Below are 17793 nucleotides of genomic sequence, written 5' to 3'. Positions count from 1 at the left end.
TGCGCTTCGATGCGCCATGCACTTCGGCGACCGTGGGCCCACGCCGGGAGCGATCATGTCCGAGCACAACCTGCCGCCCGATTCGTCGGAGGCCGACGACGAGGAAGACTTCGGCCCGAGCAAGTCCCAGTTCAAGCGCGAGGCGCACGCTGCCCAGGCGCTGGGCGTCAGCCTGGCCGAACTGGATGCCGATGCCCTCGATCGCCTGCCGATCACGGACCGGTTGCGCGATGGGATCGAGAAGCTCAAGGCGACGCGTTCGCGCGGTGCCGCCAAGCGCCAGCGCCAGTACATCGGTCGCCTGATGCGCGAAGAGGACGTCGAGGCGATCGAGGTGGCCCTCAACCGGCTCGATCCGAACTCGCCGGAAAACCAGCGTCGCCAGATGCAGGCTGAGGCCTGGCGCGATGCGCTGATCGAGGACTTGAAAGCCATCACGCGGTTCGTGGATAGCTACCCGGCCGTGGACGTACAACACCTGCGCCAACTGCAACGCGGCGCCCGGGCCGAATCCGAACGCGAGGAGTACGGCAAGGCCAGCCGGGCACTGTTCCTCGAGGTGCGCGAGGTGATCGAGGCCGCCGGCGAGATCAACGAAGAAGGAACGAATGACGCATGAAGGTGACGATTTTCGGTACCGGCTACGTCGGCCTGGTCACGGGCGCCTGCCTTGCCGAGGTGGGCCACGAGGTCACCTGTGTCGACGTTGACCCCGACAAGATCGCGCGCCTGAACGACGGCGTGATCCCGATCTACGAGCCGGGCCTCGAGCCGATCGTGCGCGAGAACCACGAGCAGGGACGGCTGCACTTCACCACCGACGCCGCGCAAGGGGTGGCATTCGGTGAACTGCAGTTCATTGCCGTCGGTACGCCACCGGACGAGGACGGTTCGGCCGACCTGCAATACGTGCGCGCCGTGGCTGCCACCATCGCCCAGCACATGGATGCGCCCAAGATCATCATCGACAAGTCCACCGTCCCGGTGGGTACCGGCGACCAGGTGCGCGAGGTGGTCAGCGAGACGCTTACCCGGCGTGGCGTAGAGTTTGGCTTCGACGTGGTCTCCAACCCCGAATTCCTCAAGGAAGGGGCGGCGGTCAACGACTTCATGAAGCCCGATCGGATCATCGTCGGCACGAGCGATCCGCACAGCGAGGCGGTGATGCGCGAGCTCTACGCGCCGTTCAACCGCAACCACGACCGCGTGATCGTAATGGACCTGCGCTCGGCCGAGCTGACCAAGTACGCAGCCAATGCCATGCTGGCGACCAAGATCAGCTTCATGAACGAGCTTGCGAACCTCGCCGAGCGTCTCGGGGCGGATATCGAGAACGTGCGTCTCGGCATCGGCTCGGACCCGCGCATCGGCTATCACTTTATCTATCCCGGCTGTGGCTACGGCGGCTCGTGTTTCCCCAAGGACGTGCAAGCGCTCTCGCGCATCGCCCGTTCGGTTGACCACCAGCCGCTGCTGCTCGATGCCGTCGAGGCGGTCAATCGTCGCCAGAAGCACCGGCCGTTCGAGATGCTGGTGGCGCACTACGGCAGCGTCGAGGCGTTGGCCGGCAAGACCTTCGCCCTGTGGGGGCTGGCCTTCAAGCCCAATACCGACGACATGCGCGAGGCGCCGTCACGTACCCTCATGGAGGCCCTGTGGGCGGCCGGCGCGCGGGTGCAGGCCTTCGATCCCGAGGCCATGGAGGAAACCCAGCGCATCTACGGCCACCGTGACGATCTCTCCCTGGTGGGCACGCGCGATGCCGCCCTCAAGGGCGCGGATGCCCTGGTGATCTGCACCGAGTGGAAGGCCTTCCGCGCGCCGGACTTCGAGCTGATGCGCGAGTCGCTCGCCGAACCGTTGATCGTCGATGGCCGCAATCTCTACGACCCCGAGCGCCTGAAGGCGGCGGGCTGGCACTACTACGGCATCGGTCGCGGCGAGACGGTGCGCCGCATCCCGCAATCCGCATGAATCCGCCTGCAGGGTAGGGGAACGCGGCCTAGACTCCCTGGAGTTTCAAACGAATGGGAGGTAGACCATGAAACAACCAACCTGGTTGATCGGGGCGACACTGCTCGCCGCCGCCGGCGTGGTGGGCGCCGAGGAAATGAAGGTCAAGGTCACCTCTGACCTCGAATCCGTCACCGTGACGCACGAAGGCGAAAAGGTCGAGATCAAGCGGAACCAGGATCCCGACAACCGCATCGCCGAGGACTACCAACAGACCAGCCGGGAATGCCCGCCGTTCTGTGTCCAGCCCATGCAGTTGCTGCCCGGCGTACACACCATCGGCGAGATCGAACTGCTGGAAATGCTCGACGCCCGCGCCAAGGGCGAAGACGAGTTTTTGTTGATCGATTCGCGTACGCCGGACTGGTTCGAGAAGGGCACCATCCCCAGTGCAGTCAACATTTCCTGGACCAAGCTCTACCCAGGGGCCTCCACGTACGATCCGTTTGTGGCCGAGACACTGCTGCTCGACGAATTCGGCGTGAAGAAGGAGGACGGCCTGTTCGATTTTCGCCAGGCCAAGAAGCTGGTGCTGTTCTGCAATGGCCCCTGGTGCGGCCAGTCGCCGACCAACATCAAGGCGCTGGTGAGCATGGGCTACCCGGCCGACAAGATCTATTGGTACCGGGGCGGCATGCAGGTATGGCACACGCTCGGGCTGACCACGGTCGAGCCGTAATTCACCTCCCAGTTCCAGACGACCAACCCACGTCTTTTGACGTGGGTTTTTTGTGTTGGCAGGTTGTCTTGGGGCGGCATGGCTGCGAGGCACAACCGCTTGACTGGCGTTGGTCGATAAAGCCCTTGTTGGTGGATGGCTTTCGAAAGAAAAATGATGAGCCGGTCAAATGCTTAGTGCGCTACGGGTTGCCGCGGCCCGCCCGGTTGATATAGTGAATCGGTTTTGGCGTATACCCTCCTGCCGTTATGGCCCGTTGCCGGCCAGAAAGGACCCTGCCTCGCATGGATCGTCGTCGTTTTCTCACCCTGGCCCCGCTTGCCCTTGGCGTCTCGGGAATGCTCCCGTTTCTTGGCGGGTGTCGGCAGGACGATCCGCTGCGCGTCTCCTACCACCCGTGGATCGGCTACGAGACCCTCTATCTGGCCGAGCGGTTCAACTGGCTGCCGGACGCGGCCCGGTTGACTCGTCGCCAGTCTGCCTCCGAATCGCTTGCCGCCCTGCAGAAACACGAGGCCGATGCCGCCGCGCTGACGCTCGACGAGGTGATTCGCGCGCGCCTGCAAGGCATGGACCTGGTCGTGGTGATGGTGTTCAACGTCTCGGCCGGAGCGGATGCCTTGGTGGTGCACGAGTCGATCAAGCGATTGGAGCAACTCGAGGGCAAACGAATCGGGGCGGAGGGTTCGGCTGTTGGGGCGATGCTGCTTGACCGGGTGCTCGAGAAGGCCGAATTGACCCGAGAGCAGGTGACCGTGGTCGACGTACCGGCCGACCGTCATCTCGCCGCCTGGGAGGCGGGCGAAGTGGATGCCGTGGTCAGCTACGAACCCACGGTGTCCCAGCTGCGGCGTGCCGGCGCGGTGCTGATGGCCGACAGCCGTGACTTTCCCGACACCATTTTCGATGTGCTCGCCGTGCGCCGCGATTGCATCGAGCATGTCGAACACACCTTGTTGGGCCTGGTCGATGCGCATTTCCGTGCCCTCGAGCACCTGCGCTTCAACCGCCAGGACGCGCTATACCGGATTGCCGACGTGGAATCCGTGACCCCGGCGGATGCGCGCCGCGCGCTGGGCGGTGTGCTCCTGCCGGATCGGCGGGCCAACCAGCGGTATCTCAGTCCCGGCTCGCGACTGACCGTCGCGGCAGCCGAACTCGAGCGGCGGCTTGGGGCAGGCAACGGGCTGGGCAATGGCTGGTACAGCGATGCCTTCCTGCCCCGGAGTCATGCCCGTGCCGGCTGAGCGCCCCGACAACCGCCGGAAGCGGGGTCGATCCATCGGGCGTGGCCGTCCGTTCGGCCGTCTCCTGCGCTGGGCGGCGCTGATCCTCTTGACCAGCACGCCGCTTCTCACGCTGGCCGCGCCCAACGATCGCCTGGTGCTAGGCATATTCGCCGTGCGGCCCGTTCCCTTGATGGAGTTGCGGTTTGGCCCGTTGGTCGACTACCTGGATGCCTCGGTCGACTCGGTCGACTTCGAAATGCGCGTGCTCGATCTGGATGATCTCGACCGGGCGATCCAGCGCAACGAAATCGATCTCCTGCTCACCACGCCGACGCACTACGAGCTGGTCCGCAGCGAGAATGCGCTGTCCGGTGTGCTCGGCACGCTGGTGACCCAGCACCGCGGCAGCAGCACCCGCAGCCTGGGTGGGGTGATCATCGCCCGACGCGATGCCGAGGCGATCAATGAGCTCGCCGACCTTTCCGGTCGTGTGATCGCCGCGCCGGGCGAGCGGTTTCTCGGTGGCTACCAGGCTCCACTGTTCGAGGCACTCGAGGCGGGTTTCGACCTGAGGGATACCGCCTCGTTTCGTTTCCTCGGCAACCATGACGCCGTGGTACGCGCCGTTCTCGATCGGGAGGCCGAGGTCGGCTTCATTCGCACTGGCGTGTTGCAGGACCTGATCGATCGCGGTCATATCGAGCCGCGTGCGCTCAAGGTGATCAACCGTCAGCACCTGGGCGACTATCCCTATCTCGTCTCGACCCGCCTGTATCCCGAATGGCCATTGGTGACCATGCCGCATGTCGGGCTCGCTTTGGAGCGGCAGATCGCCGCGGCGCTGTTCAGTCTCGATGTCGATGATCCGGCCGCGCAGACGGCCGGTATCGCCGGCTTCGGGCCACCGGCCGACTACCTGCCGGTCGAACGGGTCACACGGGAGTTGCGTTTGCCGCCCTTCGACGGCATGGATGAGATCACGTGGAGCGATATCTGGGCGCAGCATCGCAATGAACTGGTGTTGCTGGCCACGGCGTTGCTGATGGTGGCGCTGCTGTCGGTCGCGCTGGTTTTCCGGCAAGTTGCTCTGCGTCGCAGCGAGGAACGTTTCCGGCGATTTTTCGAGGACAACGCCTCGGTGCTGTTGTTGGTCGACTTCGACAACGGCGAAATTCTGGATGCCAACGAGGCCGCGGCGGGTTTCTATGGCTGGCCACGCGAGGAGTTGATCGGTCACCCGGTAGACCGGCTTTGGGCGCACCGCTGCCAGCAGTTCGACGCGGTTTGTCGAAGCGGGGTGGTCGGCGGTCATTGTCACCTGCACACCCACCGCCTGCGTTCGGGCGAAGAGCGCCGTGTCGAGGTACACGTCACGCCGATGAACGACCATCCGAACGGTGGACGGATGTTCGTGATCGTGCATGACATCACCGAGCGCGAACGGGCCGAGAAGTCATTGGATCGTGAACGTGAACGGTTGCGCAACGTGATCGAGGGGACCAACGTCGGCACCTGGGAATGGAACATCCAGACCGGCGCAACCGTCTTCAACGAACGTTGGGCGGAGATGGTCGGTTACGAGTTGTCCGAGCTCGAACCCACCACCATCGGCACATGGGAGCGCTTCGCGCATCCCGATGACCTGGCACACTCGGCAAGCGCGCTGCAGGCTTGTTTCCATCGAGAGAAGGACTATTACGAGGTCGAGGTGCGCATGCGGCACCGCGAGGGGCACTGGATCTGGGTGCTTGATCGTGGCCGCATCCTGGAATGGGACGCCGACGGCAAACCCCTGCGCATGTGGGGCACGCACCAGGACATCACCGCCCGCAAGCAGATGGAGCAGGATCTCCAGCTCGCCGCCTCGGTGTTCGTGCATGCCCGCGAGGCGATCCTGATTACGGATCTCGACGCACGGATCATCGACGTAAATGCCGCCTTCACCGAGATGACCGGCTGGCGGCGCGACGAGGTCATCGGGCACACGCCGAAATTCCTGCAGTCGGGCAAACATGACGGCGAGTTCTATCGCCACATGCGAAAGCGGCTGCGCTCGGCCGGCTACTGGAGCGGCGAGCTCTGGAACCGGCACAAGAACGGCGAGCTGTTCGCCGAGCGCCTGACCATCAGCCTGGTCCACGATGCCGAGGGGCGGCCACGCAACTACATTGCGCTGGCCTCCGACATCACCGACATCAAGAAATACCAGAGCGAGCTCGAGCACCGCGCCAACCACGACGCGCTGACCGGCCTGCCCAACCGGGTGCTGATGGCCGACCGGTTGCGCCAGTCGATGGCGACGGCACGTCGTGGTCACGGCATGTTGGCGCTGGCCTTCCTCGACCTGGATGGCTTCAAGGCGGTCAACGACGTGCACGGTCATGACATGGGTGACAAGCTCCTGATCGATGTGGCGAGAGATCTCGGAACGCAACTGCGTGAGACCGATACCCTGGCGCGGATCAGTGGGGACGAATTCGTGATCATTCTTGGTGGCCTGGAACAGGCATCGGATGCCGAGCCGATCATTGAACGCCTGGTCGAGGCCGCGGCTCGCGAACGCCACATCGACGGGGCAACGCTGCAGGTCACCGCGAGCATCGGCTACACCTTCTATCCGCAGGCCAACGAGGCCGACGACGAGACGCTGCTCAAGCAGGCGGATTCGGCCATGTACGAAGCCAAGGCGGGCGGGCGCAACCGGGCCTGTCGCTACCAGCCACCAACCTGACCCGTTGGTCGGGCGCCTGATTGCCACGAAAGCGTCCCGGCTTTGCCAATAGCGGGCCGCTCTCTCGTTGCCAGCAAGCGGGGCTGTGTGAGATCAATCCGACTTGCGCGGTGCAGGCGGGTCCGACTCGGGTGCCTCGGTATGCTCGCCGAGCCCGGTGCGGGGCGGCTCCTCCGGTCCGAGCACCGTGTCGGGCGCGGAGGGGTGGACCTCCTCGGCGGCCTCGCGTTCGGCCTCGCGTTCGGATTCGCGTAGCAGCAGGTTCTCGATCCGTTGGCGAATGAGTCGCTCCTTCTCCTCGCGTTGCCAGAACTCCTGGGTCAGGTCGCGGTGAAGGGCGAAGGCCATCAGCACCATCAGCAGCATGAAGGGGAAAGCGGCGACGATCGAGACCGTGCGCAGGCCCTCGAGCCCGCCGCTCAGGAGCAGTACCACCGCCATCGATAGCTGCAGCATGCCCCAGAGCACGCGCACGAAACGCGTCGGGTTGAGCACCCCCTTGGAGGTGAACATGCCCAGCACGAAGGTGGCCGAATCCGCCGAGGTGATCACGAACACGCTCACCAGCGTGATTGCCAGCAACCCCGCGTAGGTGCCCCAGGGCAGTTGTTCTAGCGTGGTGTAGAGCCCGGCGGGCACCTCGCGGGCCACCGCATCGGCGATGCCGGCCGCCTCGTAGAGCTCCATGTAGATCGCGCTGCCACCGAAGGCGGCGAACCACAGCATGCTCAGGCCCACCGGCACGACCATCACGCCCAGCACGAACTCGCGGATGGTCCGCCCGCGCGAGATCCGCGCGATAAACGAGCCCACAAACGGTGCCCACGACAGCCCCCACGCCCAGTAGAACATCGTCCACTGCTCGACCCAGTGCTCGCTGGAGTAGGGCGTGGTCACCAGGCTCATCTGCACGATATTGCCCAGGTATTCGCCCATCGTCTGGGTGAACTCCTGGAAGATGAACGCCGTCGGCCCGAGCACGATCACGTAGGTGAACAGCCCGATCGCCAGGATCATGTTCAGATTCGAGAGATAGCGGATGCCGTGCTTGAGTGGCGTCATCGCCGATAGCGTGAACAGCACGCCCAGCCCGGCGATGATCATCATCTGCGTGGTGGTGCCGTACTCGACCCCCTCGAAGCGCGCGATGCCGCTGTTGATCTGCAGGGCCCCCAGGCCCAGCGTGGTGGCGACCCCGAAGATGGTCGAGACCACGGCGAGCGTATCGATGGCCACGCCCCAGCCGCTGTCGACCCGATTGCCCAGGATGGGGCGGAAGGTCTCGCTGATCAGACCCCGCGCGTTGTGGCGAAAGCGGATGTAGGCGATCGCTAGCCCCACTAGCGCGAAGTTCGCCCACTGGTGCAACCCCCAGTGGAAGAAGGCGTAGCGCATGCCCGTCTGCGCTGCTTCGGCCGTCCGCGGTTCGGCGATACCGAGCGGCGGCTCGTTGAAGTGCATCATCGGTTCGGCCACGCCCCAGAAGACCAGGCCCACGCCCATGCCGCCGGAGAAGATCATGGCAAGCCAACTTCCGTAGCTGAATTCCGGCGGCTCGTCGTCTGGCCCCAGCCGGATATTGCCGTACTTCGACAGCCCCAGGAACAGGATGAAGATCACGAACCCGCTGGTCGCCAGCAGGTACATCCAGCCCATCTTGTTGGCGGTGTAATCCAGCACCTGGTTGGCGATCCGCTCGACGTCGTCCGGAAAGAGCGCGGCGACCGTGACGAAGCCGGCGATGATCACCACCGAGAGATAGAAGACGGTGCCGACATCGCCCAGCAGGCGACCGTAGAGAAGCTGAAGTTTGTTCATGGAGTCTGTCTGTGACGGGTCATGGGTTCTTCGAGATTGATCCCACCATAGCGGATTTGGGCTGGTCGATCCGAAGGCCCCGTGGGAAACCGAGTGCCCGAGCGCCTTAAGACGCGATATCCAAGGTGATTTCACACGATCACCGCACCATTGTTGTGGGACCTTGCCGAGAAAGCCGAATCGCGGCTGGCAATCGAGAGGCGCGAGTTTCGAGCAGCGTCTGCGGAAGCCGCCGGCAGCATGGGAAGTGCTCCACATCAACCCGATTCATTTTCCCCGCGGATCTGGAAATATGCATTTGACATACCTATATGGCACTGCTATCTATTTGAACTTGTTGATTGAAGGGAGGTTCCACCATGGCGACTGTCACGAATGCCGATTCATCAGGCGGGGCCATTACCGCCGGTCGACAGACCTACGAATACGACCTGATCAAGTGGTTTACCGTCGCCTCGATCGTCTGGGGCGTGATCGGCATGCTGGCGGGGGTGTACATCGCCAGTGAGTTGGCCTGGCCGTGGCTCAACGGAGGGATTGCCGAGATCACCTTCGGTCGACTGCGCCCGGTGCACACCAACCTGGTGATCTTCGGTTTTGGTGGCAACGCGCTGATCGCCACCTCGTTCTACGTGGTCCAGCGCACCTGCCAGGCCCGGCTGTGGGGCAGCCCGTCATTACACCATGCGTTGTTCTGGCTATGGCAGTTCATCCTGATCGTGGGCGTGGCCAGCATGGTCGCCGGGTACAGCCAGTCCCGGGAATACGCCGAGTTTCCGCTGGTGGTCGACTTGTTGATCCTGATCGCCTGGAGCGCGTACTTCGTGATCTACCTGGGCACCATCCTGCGCCGTAGCCAACCGCATATCTACGTCGCCAACTGGTTCTACCTCGCCTTCATCCTCGCCACGGCGATCCTGCACCTGTTTAACAACCTGCAGGTGCCGTACTCGCTCTGGGGCTCTTACTCGGTGTTCGGCGGCACGCAGGACGCGATGACGCAGTGGTGGTACGGGCACAACGTGGTGGGCTTCATCCTGACGGTCGGCTTTCTCGGCATGATGTACTACTTCGTGCCCAAGCAGGCTGGCCGTCCCGTGTATTCGTATCGCCTGTCGATCGTGCACTTCTGGGCGTTGTCGTTCCTGTACATGTGGGTCGGCGCGCACCACCTGCACTGGACGGCGCTGCCCGACTGGGTCTCCACGCTCGCCGCCGCCTTCTCGATCCTCCTGCTGCTGCCGTCCTGGGGCGGGATGATCAACGGCATCATGACGCTCTCCGGGGCGTGGGAGAAGTTGCGCACTGACCCGATCATCCTGTTCCTGGTCACCGCGCTGGCCTTCTACGGCATGTCCACCTTCGAGGGACCGATGCTGTCGCTGAAATCGGTCAACGCGCTGTCGCACTACACCGATTGGACCATCGGCCACGTGCACTCCGGCGCGCTCGGCTGGGTGGCGATGATCACCATCGGCTCGTTCTATCACCTCGTGCCCAGGCTCTGGGGCAAGCCGCTCTACTCGACGCGTCTGGTGTTCACCCACTTCTGGTTGGCCACCATCGGGATCGTGCTCTACATCGTTGCGCTCTGGGTCGCCGGTGTGGGGCAGGGGCTGATGCTTCGCGCCTTCGACCAGTACGGCAACCTGGCCTACACCTTCGTCGAGACCGTCGCCTTCCTGCATATCCCGTACGTGGTGCGTGCGCTGGGCGGGGCGATCTTCCTCGTGGGCTTCGTGCTGATGGCGTACAACTTCTATCGGACGATTCGCGCCGACGAGCGCCTGCCCGAAACGGAGCGGGGCGTCGAGGTCGCGACGGCCTGATCGAGCGACGGTTTCCGCTGGAACCACGATGGACGATGCCCACCGGTCGGTGGGCATTTTCTTTGGTGTGTGACTGGGTAGTGGACGGGGCGGGTCGACGCCACGTCATGCCGCGCGAACCTCGTGGAGATTTCCCTAAATCCAGCGACACAAGGCAAGGCGCCGGTGTCCGGGGCGCCAGGTTCGAATGATGTGGCGGTGAGATGGCTCGTCGGTTGGCCAATATGGCCACGTAAAACCTTTAGCCCGCTGGCCGTGGGGCGCGCAGGAGAGGGCGACGGAATGCAAGGGGCGCAGGCAGTTCACGCAGCCCGGTCGCCCCTGAAAGGAACTACCTCGGCATCGTCATAAGCGTCGTCCTTGAATCAGACGAATCACGATCACGATGACCGCAATGACCAGCAGGATGTGGATGAACCCGCCCATGGTGTAGGAGGTGACGAACCCCAACAGCCAGAGGACAACCAGAATGATGGCAATGGTCTCGAGCATGGTGTTTCTCCTTTATCTCAGGAACTTGCCAAAAGCAGACCGAGCGATCTACCGCCACCGAAAGTGTAGGTCGGCTGTGGGGAGTTGCTCGTTTATTTGCGGGGACTCAAGGGTTTAGGGGGTGGGGCATGTCGCTCAGAGACCAGGGTGGTGCATTGGCGGCAATGGCTCCCCCGCGATCCTGTGGGAGCTTGCCGTGCAAGCGAAACGCGCCAACGGCGCGTGTCCCGGACTGAAAAGCGCGGTAGGTTGGGCTTTAGCCCAACGTCGGCCGAGAGGTCGACTTTGATTGAGGGGGCGGAGCCGGGTGTGTTGTGAAGGAGGTGGAATGGTTTCGGGCGTTTGTTTTGTTTGGCGGTTTCGACTGAACCGCGTTGCCCACGCCCGAGGTACTTTCTATTGCTTGTCCAATAGAAAGTACCCAAAGACAAGGACACCCCGGCGCCTTGGCCCTTCGGGCTCCCCTCGCCGCCGCCGGGTTGCGGACGGGTCGGTTCGACGCGACTTCCTGTCGCGCAGAACCTCTGGGCGGCGTCCATGCCGCCCAGACCCTGCAACCCGTCGGCGACGAGGCAAGGCGCAGGGGCCCCGGGGGTGTCAGCCGCGCATCCCTTGGTGTGGGTTAACCGTGTTGCCGGCTTGAACGCGGGACAGCCTCATAGCGGCTTAGTCGGCCAAGAGCCGCTCCCATAGAACCCCATGTAGGTTGGACTTCAGTCCAACGTCGCCCGATAGGGCGACTTAGGCATCCGCGCATCTCCACTGATTGTTGGGCTAAAGCCCAACCCACAATGGATTGGGAGCGATTCCTCAGGCTGGGATCTCCCCTTCGCCCTTGCCGAGCGGCCGGGGTCCCGCAGGGTCGGCGCAACAAGGACGTTGCGCCGAGGTTCGCCGCGACAGGACGTCGCGTCGAACCGACCCGTCCGCGGTACCCCGGACGGGAGGGAAGCCCGCAGGGCCAAGGCGAGGGGTGCCGTTCTCTTTGGGCACTTTCTCTTGGGCAAGCAAGAGAAAGTGCCTCGCACGCCTGCCAGTGCAGTTTGGTATTCAGCACTCGCGTTGAAAGCGTGCGAAGTCACAAAGGCGACTTAAATGCTTCTGACCTGTTTCCCTGTCATGTCTTTCTATTTCAGTTCATCCACTCAAGATCGTCATCTTCGTTTTCGTTGCTTGAGTCATCCTCTGGTTTATTGTCATTAATTGATTTTCTAAGCAGTTCGAGGATTCTCTGGTTAGTTTGGTTGTTTGCTGCATCTGGGTTTTGTTTATAAAAATCAATAATTTTTTTCCAATGGTTATTTTTGCCGTATATTTGATCAAAATTCCGGGCGGCTTCAAAGACCTCGAAGGCCTGATTTTGCTTAAAAAGTCTGTCCCAAGGATCTTCGGCTTTATTAAGTGCATCTCTTAGTTTCTGGGCGCTTTTGTTCAATTCTCGCGCATGAATTGTGTAATTTATGGCCTGCTGGAAGTGACTGCTAGCGTCTTGAATGGAGCTTTCATGTACGGATATTTCTAGAATCTCTTTTCCTTTTTCTAGGAACTCCGACGTGTTGTACATGTGAAACACGTCTATTTCTGTTTCTCGGTATATTTCACTTTGTAGGTCGGCATGCGGGCCGATTGTTTTCTTTCCTCGTGAGTTCAAAATGTACCACCAGTCCTCCTTAGAATCGTCTGATACGAATATCAAATTCTTTATGTGGGACGATTGTGCCTTGTCAATAATTTGTTTCCATACGATCAGGTCGCCATATTTTTTTTCATAAAAAAGCCCATCATATGTGAAGTGCGGGCTTTCGGATTTGTCTTTGTTTTGATCTTCAAACCCCGGCGGGGTCTTGCTTTCGTAGCGGTGTTTCCCTTCTGAATACAATTCGTCGAGCCAGTCTTGGTTTTTTGGTTTTGGCCCAATTTTGCTTTCAAATAGATCGTCAAGCTGATCTCTGATCTCATCATGAGACCTAACGCAGGGTTGTTTTTCATCCCAGCGTGCGACGGATTTTTCGTATTTATTTATTGCTGTCTTTATTTCCTTTTGTAGTGTCTCAGTATTCTTATGAAGCTCTGGGAGACGAGTCTGAAGGGCGAGCTCCGGTAGGTCCTTTTCGAATGGCGCTTCAATTTTCCTTAAAAAATCATTTACTTTTCGAAATATTGCCTTCTCTCTTTTTATTACTGGGAGTCTTTGGGTTTGGTATTCCAGCGCCACATGGTACGGAATCCAAATTTTTTCATCGAGCTTGTTTAGTAGTTTGAAAAAGTCATTTTGGGTTTGTTTGGCGTATCCATATAGGTTCAGAAGTACGTTCGCGTCAAAAACAAATAATGTGTTTTCATTCTTCCATTTTTGTTCAATAGTGTTTTCTTTATGGGTATAGAAGCCTTTAAAAGCATCTCTCATTGATGGCTCCGCTAGAATTGCGTGTATCTAAGGGCAATAAAAAACCCGCCTTTCGGCGGGTTTGTTCGTTCTGGGCTTACCAGGTGAGGGCGCCCCCAGTCTGATAATCGGTAACCCGAGTCTCGAAGAAGTTCTTCTCCTTCTTGAGATCGACCACCTCACTCATCCACGGGAATGGGTTGGTCGCGCCCGGGTAGAGCTCGGCCAGGCCGATCTGGCTGCAGCGGCGGTTGGTGATGAAGTGCATGTACTCCTCGCACATCTCCGCGTTCAGGCCGAGCAGGCCGTTGGGGATGGTGTCGCGGGCGTAGTCGATTTCGAGTTCGCAGGCCTCGCGCAGCATCTCGTGGACTTCGTGCTGGAAGGCTTCGCCCCACAGCTCCGGGTTCTCGATCTTGATCTGGTTGATCAGGTCGATGCCGAAGTTCAGGTGGATCGACTCGTCGCGCATGATGTACTGGTACTGCTCGGCGATGCCGGTCATCTTGTTGCGACGGCCCAGTGACAGGATCTGCGCGAAACCGGTGTAGAACCACATGCCTTCGAAGACCACGTAGAAGGCGACCAGGTCACGCAGGAAGTTCTGGGCGCCGTCCTGCGTGGAGGTGTTGAAGGTGCCGTCGGAGAGGTTCTGGGTGTACTTCAGGGCCCAGGAGTCCTTGGCGGTGATCGACGGCACTTCGCGGTACATGTTGAACAGCTCGCCCTCGGCCAGGCCCAGGCTGTCGACGATGTACTGGAAGGTGTGGGTGTGCACCGCTTCCTCGAAGGCCTGGCGCAGCAGGTACTGGCGGCACTCGGGGTTGGTGACCTGCTCGTAAACGGCCAGCACGATGTTGTTGGCGACCAGGCTCTCGGCGGTGGCGAAGAAGCCGAGGTTGCGCATGACCATGTTGCGCTCGTCCTGGGTCAGGCCGTCCTTGGACTTCCACAGGGCCAGATCCGCCTGCATGGAGACCTCGGTGGGCATCCAGTGGTTGTTGCAGCCGGCGAGGTACTTTTCCCAGGCCCACTGGTACTTGAGCGGCAGCAGCTGGTTGACGTCGGCGGTGGCATTGATGATGCGCTTTTCGGAGACGTCGACGCGCCCGGCGTTGGCCTCGATGCCACCCAGACCGGTCTGGTCGGCGCCTTCGGCGGCCGATGGGTCGAAGTGGTGCTCCTGGCCGTCGTCGTAGGAAGCCGGCATCACGCTGGCCTGGTTCTGGGCCTGTTCGTCGTCACCTTTCTTGAGCGGATCATTCCAATCGAGCATGTCTCTCTCCTTTTTCTCCGGTGGGTCACCGGGTCGGGCAGGGCGGCTGCCCGGCACTATTCACAATAAATCGGGGCCAGTCTTACTGGCAGGCCTCGCACTCGGGATCGTCGATCGAGCAGGCCTTGGGGCCGGCCGCGGCGGCCGGATCGGCGGAGACGCCGCGCAGCTTGCCGTCGAGCTTGTTCATCGTGGTCTTCTCGATCCGCGTCTTGGAGGCGGCGCGCAGGTAGTAGGTGGTCTTGAGGCCACGTACCCAGGCGAGCTTGTACATGTTGTCGATCTTCGGACCGGACGGTTCGGCCATGTACAGGTTGAGCGACTGGGCCTGGTCGATCCACTTCTGGCGGCGCGAACCGGCCTCGATCAGCCAGCGCGGGTCGATCTCGAAGGCGGTGGCATAGAGCTTCTTGAGCTCGTCCGGCACGCGGTCGATCGCCTGCACGGAGCCGTCGAAGTATTTGAGGTCGTTGACCATGACCTCGTCCCACAGGCCGCGGTCCTTGAGATCGCGCACCAGGTACGGGTTGACCACGGTGAACTCGCCCGAGAGGTTGGACTTCACGAACAGGTTCTCGAAGGTCGGCTCGATCGACTGCGAGACGCCGCAGATGTTCGAGATAGTGGCCGTCGGCGCGATCGCCATGGTGTTGGAGTTGCGCATGCCCTGTTTCTTGATCTTCTTGCGCAGGGCGTTCCAGTCCAGGGTCTGGTCACGGTTCATGTCCAGGTACTCGCCACGCGACTCGGCCAGCAGCTCGATCGAGTCGATCGGCAGGATGCCGCGGCTCCACAGCGAGCCCTCGTAGCTCGCGTAACGGCCACGCTCGGCGGCCAGATCACTGGAGGCGGAGATGGTGTGGTAGCTGACCGTCTCCATGGAGCGGTCGGCGAATTCGACCGCCTCGTCGGAGCCGTAGGCGATCTTCTGCTTGTAGAGCGCATCCTGGAAACCCATGATCCCCAGGCCCACCGGGCGGTGGCGCAGGTTGGAATTGCGTGCCTGCGGCACCGAGTAGTAGTTGTACTCGATCACGTTGTCGAGCATGCGCATCGCGGTCTTGATGGTGCGCTCGACCTTCTCCTCGTCAATGCCGTTCTCGGTGGTGTGCTGCGCGAGATTGACCGAGCCCAGGTTGCACACGGCGATCTCAGAATCGTTGGTGTGCAGGGTGATCTCGGTGCAGAGGTTCGAGCTGTGCACCACGCCGGCGTGCTGGTTGGTGTAACGCAGGTTGCACGGGTCCTTGAAGGTGACCCACGGGTGACCGGTCTCGAACAGCATCGAGAGCATGCGACGCCACAGGTTGACCGCCGGGATCTTGCGGAAGTTCTTGATCTCGCCGCGTTCGGCCTTCTCCTCGTAGGCGGTGTAGGCCTTCTCGAAGGCGGTGCCGGACAGGTCGTGCAGATCGGGGCACTCGGCCGGCGAGAACAGCGTCCACTCGGCTTCCTCGGCGACCCGCTTCATGAACAGGTCCGGCACCCAGTTGGCGGTGTTCATGTCGTGGGTACGACGGCGGTCGTCACCGGTGTTCTTGCGCAGATCGAGGAATTCCTCGATGTCGAGGTGCCAGGTCTCAAGGTACGCGCAGACCGCGCCCTTGCGCTTGCCGCCCTGGTTGACCGCCACGGCGGTGTCATTGGCCACCTTGAGGAACGGCACGACGCCCTGGCTCTTGCCGTTGGTGCCCTTGATGTGGCTGCCCAGCGCCCGCACGCGGGTCCAGTCGTTGCCTAAGCCCCCGGCGAACTTGGAGAGCAGGGCGTTGTCGCGGATCGAGCCGTAGATGCCGTCGAGGTGGTCCGGCACGGTGGTCAGGTAGCAGGAGGACAGCTGCGGGCGCAGGGTGCCGGAGTTGAACAGCGTCGGGGTCGAGGACATGAAGTCGAACGAGGACAGCAGGCGGTAGAACTCGACGGCGCGCTCTTCGCGGTCGATCTCGTTGATCGCGAGACCCATCGCCACGCGCATGAAGAACGCCTGCGGCAGTTCGAAGCGCACGTCGTCCTGGTGCAGGAAGTAACGGTCGTAGAGCGTCTGCAGGCCCAGATAGGTGAATTGCAGGTCACGCTCGTGATCCAGTGCGGCGCCCAGCTTGTCCAGGTCGTACTGCTGCAGGGTCGGGTCGAGCAGTTCGTGCTCGACGCCCACCTTGATGTATTCCTTGAAGTAGGCCGGGTAGATGGATGCCATCTCGGACTGGGTGCAGGCGGTCACCGGGTTGTGCACGAACCGCAGCGCCTCGGTGCGCATGGAATCGAGCAGCAGGCGGGCGGCGACCTGGGAGTAGGCCGGGTCGATCTCGATCAGGGTGCGCGCGCTCATTACCAGCGCGGTGCTGACCTCGTGCTCGGCCACGCCGTCGTAGAGGTTGCGGATGGTCTCGTCGACGATGCGCTGGTTGTCGACGCTTTCCAGACCGGCACAGGCTTCGTCGACCAGGCGCGACAGGCGAACGGTGTCCAGCGGCTCGGTGGTGCCGTCATAGCGGGTCACGTTGAGGCTGGTCTGCGGCGCGGCCTCGGCCTGCTCGTCCATCTCGGCGGCACGCTTCTGCGCCTGACTCTCGCGGTAGAGGACGTAGGCGCGGGCGACCTTGTGGTGGCCTTCGCGCATCAGCGCGAGCTCGACCTGGTCCTGGATGTCCTCGATGTGGACGGTGCCGCCGCCGGGCAGGCGACGCTTCAGGGCCTGGTCGATCAGCGAGACCAGCGACTCGACCGATTCGTGGACGCGCTGAGAGGCCGCCGCGCCGCCGCCCTCGACCGCGAGGAAGGCCTTGGTCATGGCGACCTTGATCTTGGACGGGTCGTAGGCGGTCAGCTTGCCGTTACGGCGGATGACGCGTACCTGGCCCGGGGTGGCCGCAGCGTTCTCGATGCCGCTGGCCGCCTGCCCGGTCTGCTCGTGGTACGCCTGGGTCGGGGTTTCTACTGTCTGACTCGTGCTCATGCCGCTGGTCCGTCCTCTGTGTTCTGGTTCGAAGGCCCGCTGTGCGCGGGGCGCCGATTCCCTGTGTCGATGGTGGTCCGTCCCGCGCTCCGGCAAACCGGAACGCGACGGGCCGCGCTGTTAGCCCGGCCCTTGTCTGGTCGACCGGCCGACCCATGGGCCATTGCCGGTGCGAATCCGGGGGTGGCGACCGAGTCGATCGCTGCCCCCTTGAAGGCCTTGATTGTGGTCGCTGGCCGAGCAAAGTCAACTGGGAAAATCGCAAATACTGTGCTCTGATGGAGTCAATACCACTATATGCTGTGTATTAGTTGGTGGGCATGCTGGGGGAAGGTTCTGGGCAAGCGGTGAACAGCCTGTGGATAAACCCGGTGGAAAAACCGG

At 61.9% G+C, this 17793-nt stretch carries 11 protein-coding genes; 6 read left to right on the top strand and 5 right to left on the bottom strand.

The window, feature by feature from the left end:
* Positions 1 to 55 precede the first annotated feature (55 nt).
* The 5 genes from yjgA to VWP12_RS08685 all read left to right on the top strand — a co-directional run bounded on the left by yjgA (position 56) and on the right by VWP12_RS08685 (position 6652).
* Positions 56 to 619: a ribosome biogenesis factor YjgA gene (gene yjgA / locus VWP12_RS08705; protein ID WP_410473801.1), complete on the top strand. Its 564-nt coding sequence runs from the start codon at positions 56 to 58 to the stop codon at positions 617 to 619.
* Positions 616 to 1974 (top strand): UDP-glucose dehydrogenase family protein, encoded by a 1359-nt coding sequence (locus VWP12_RS08700; RefSeq protein ID WP_410473800.1) that lies wholly within the window; start codon positions 616 to 618, stop codon positions 1972 to 1974. The genes yjgA and VWP12_RS08700 overlap by 4 nt, the downstream gene beginning before the upstream one ends.
* 67 nt (positions 1975 to 2041) lie before the next feature.
* Positions 2042 to 2692 (top strand): rhodanese-like domain-containing protein, encoded by a 651-nt coding sequence (locus VWP12_RS08695; protein WP_410473799.1) that lies wholly within the window; start codon positions 2042 to 2044, stop codon positions 2690 to 2692.
* 284 nt (positions 2693 to 2976) lie between these two features.
* Positions 2977 to 3939, top strand: a complete 963-nt coding sequence (locus VWP12_RS08690; protein ID WP_410473798.1) for an ABC transporter substrate-binding protein — start codon at positions 2977 to 2979, stop codon at positions 3937 to 3939.
* Complete coding sequence (locus VWP12_RS08685) at positions 3929 to 6652, top strand: PAS domain S-box protein (RefSeq protein ID WP_410473797.1); 2724 nt, start codon at positions 3929 to 3931, stop codon at positions 6650 to 6652. The genes VWP12_RS08690 and VWP12_RS08685 overlap by 11 nt, the downstream gene beginning before the upstream one ends.
* 93 nt (positions 6653 to 6745) lie before the next feature.
* Here VWP12_RS08685 and VWP12_RS08680 read toward each other — a convergent pair whose 3' ends face one another.
* Entirely contained in the window at positions 6746 to 8470 is a 1725-nt protein-coding gene (locus tag VWP12_RS08680; protein ID WP_410473796.1) for a BCCT family transporter, read from the bottom strand.
* A 359-nt stretch (positions 8471 to 8829) separates the two neighbouring features.
* Between VWP12_RS08680 and ccoN the strand changes: the two genes are divergently transcribed.
* Entirely contained in the window at positions 8830 to 10299 is a 1470-nt protein-coding gene (gene ccoN, locus VWP12_RS08675) for a cytochrome-c oxidase, cbb3-type subunit I (protein ID WP_410473795.1), read from the top strand.
* Between the two features lie 345 nt (positions 10300 to 10644).
* Here the strand turns inward: ccoN and VWP12_RS08670 are convergent, their stop codons facing one another.
* From VWP12_RS08670 to VWP12_RS08655, 4 genes are all read right to left on the bottom strand, one after another.
* Positions 10645 to 10791, bottom strand: a complete 147-nt coding sequence (locus VWP12_RS08670; RefSeq protein WP_125199495.1) for a lmo0937 family membrane protein — start codon at positions 10789 to 10791, stop codon at positions 10645 to 10647.
* A 1132-nt stretch (positions 10792 to 11923) separates the two neighbouring features.
* Positions 11924 to 13198 (bottom strand): PIN-like domain-containing protein, encoded by a 1275-nt coding sequence (locus tag VWP12_RS08665; RefSeq protein ID WP_410473794.1) that lies wholly within the window; start codon positions 13196 to 13198, stop codon positions 11924 to 11926.
* A gap of 76 nt (positions 13199 to 13274) precedes the next feature.
* On the bottom strand, positions 13275 to 14453 hold the full coding sequence (locus VWP12_RS08660) for a ribonucleotide-diphosphate reductase subunit beta (RefSeq protein ID WP_410473793.1): 1179 nt from the start codon (positions 14451 to 14453) through the stop codon (positions 13275 to 13277).
* A gap of 82 nt (positions 14454 to 14535) precedes the next feature.
* A complete protein-coding gene (locus VWP12_RS08655; RefSeq protein WP_410473792.1) occupies positions 14536 to 17409 on the bottom strand; it encodes a ribonucleoside-diphosphate reductase subunit alpha in 2874 nt (957 codons plus the stop codon).
* Positions 17410 to 17793 lie beyond the last annotated feature (384 nt).

Source organism: Guyparkeria sp. TX1 (assembly GCF_046523965.1).
Lineage (GTDB): Bacteria > Pseudomonadota > Gammaproteobacteria > Halothiobacillales > Halothiobacillaceae > Guyparkeria.
This window is presented reverse-complemented; position numbering and strand designations above follow the sequence as displayed.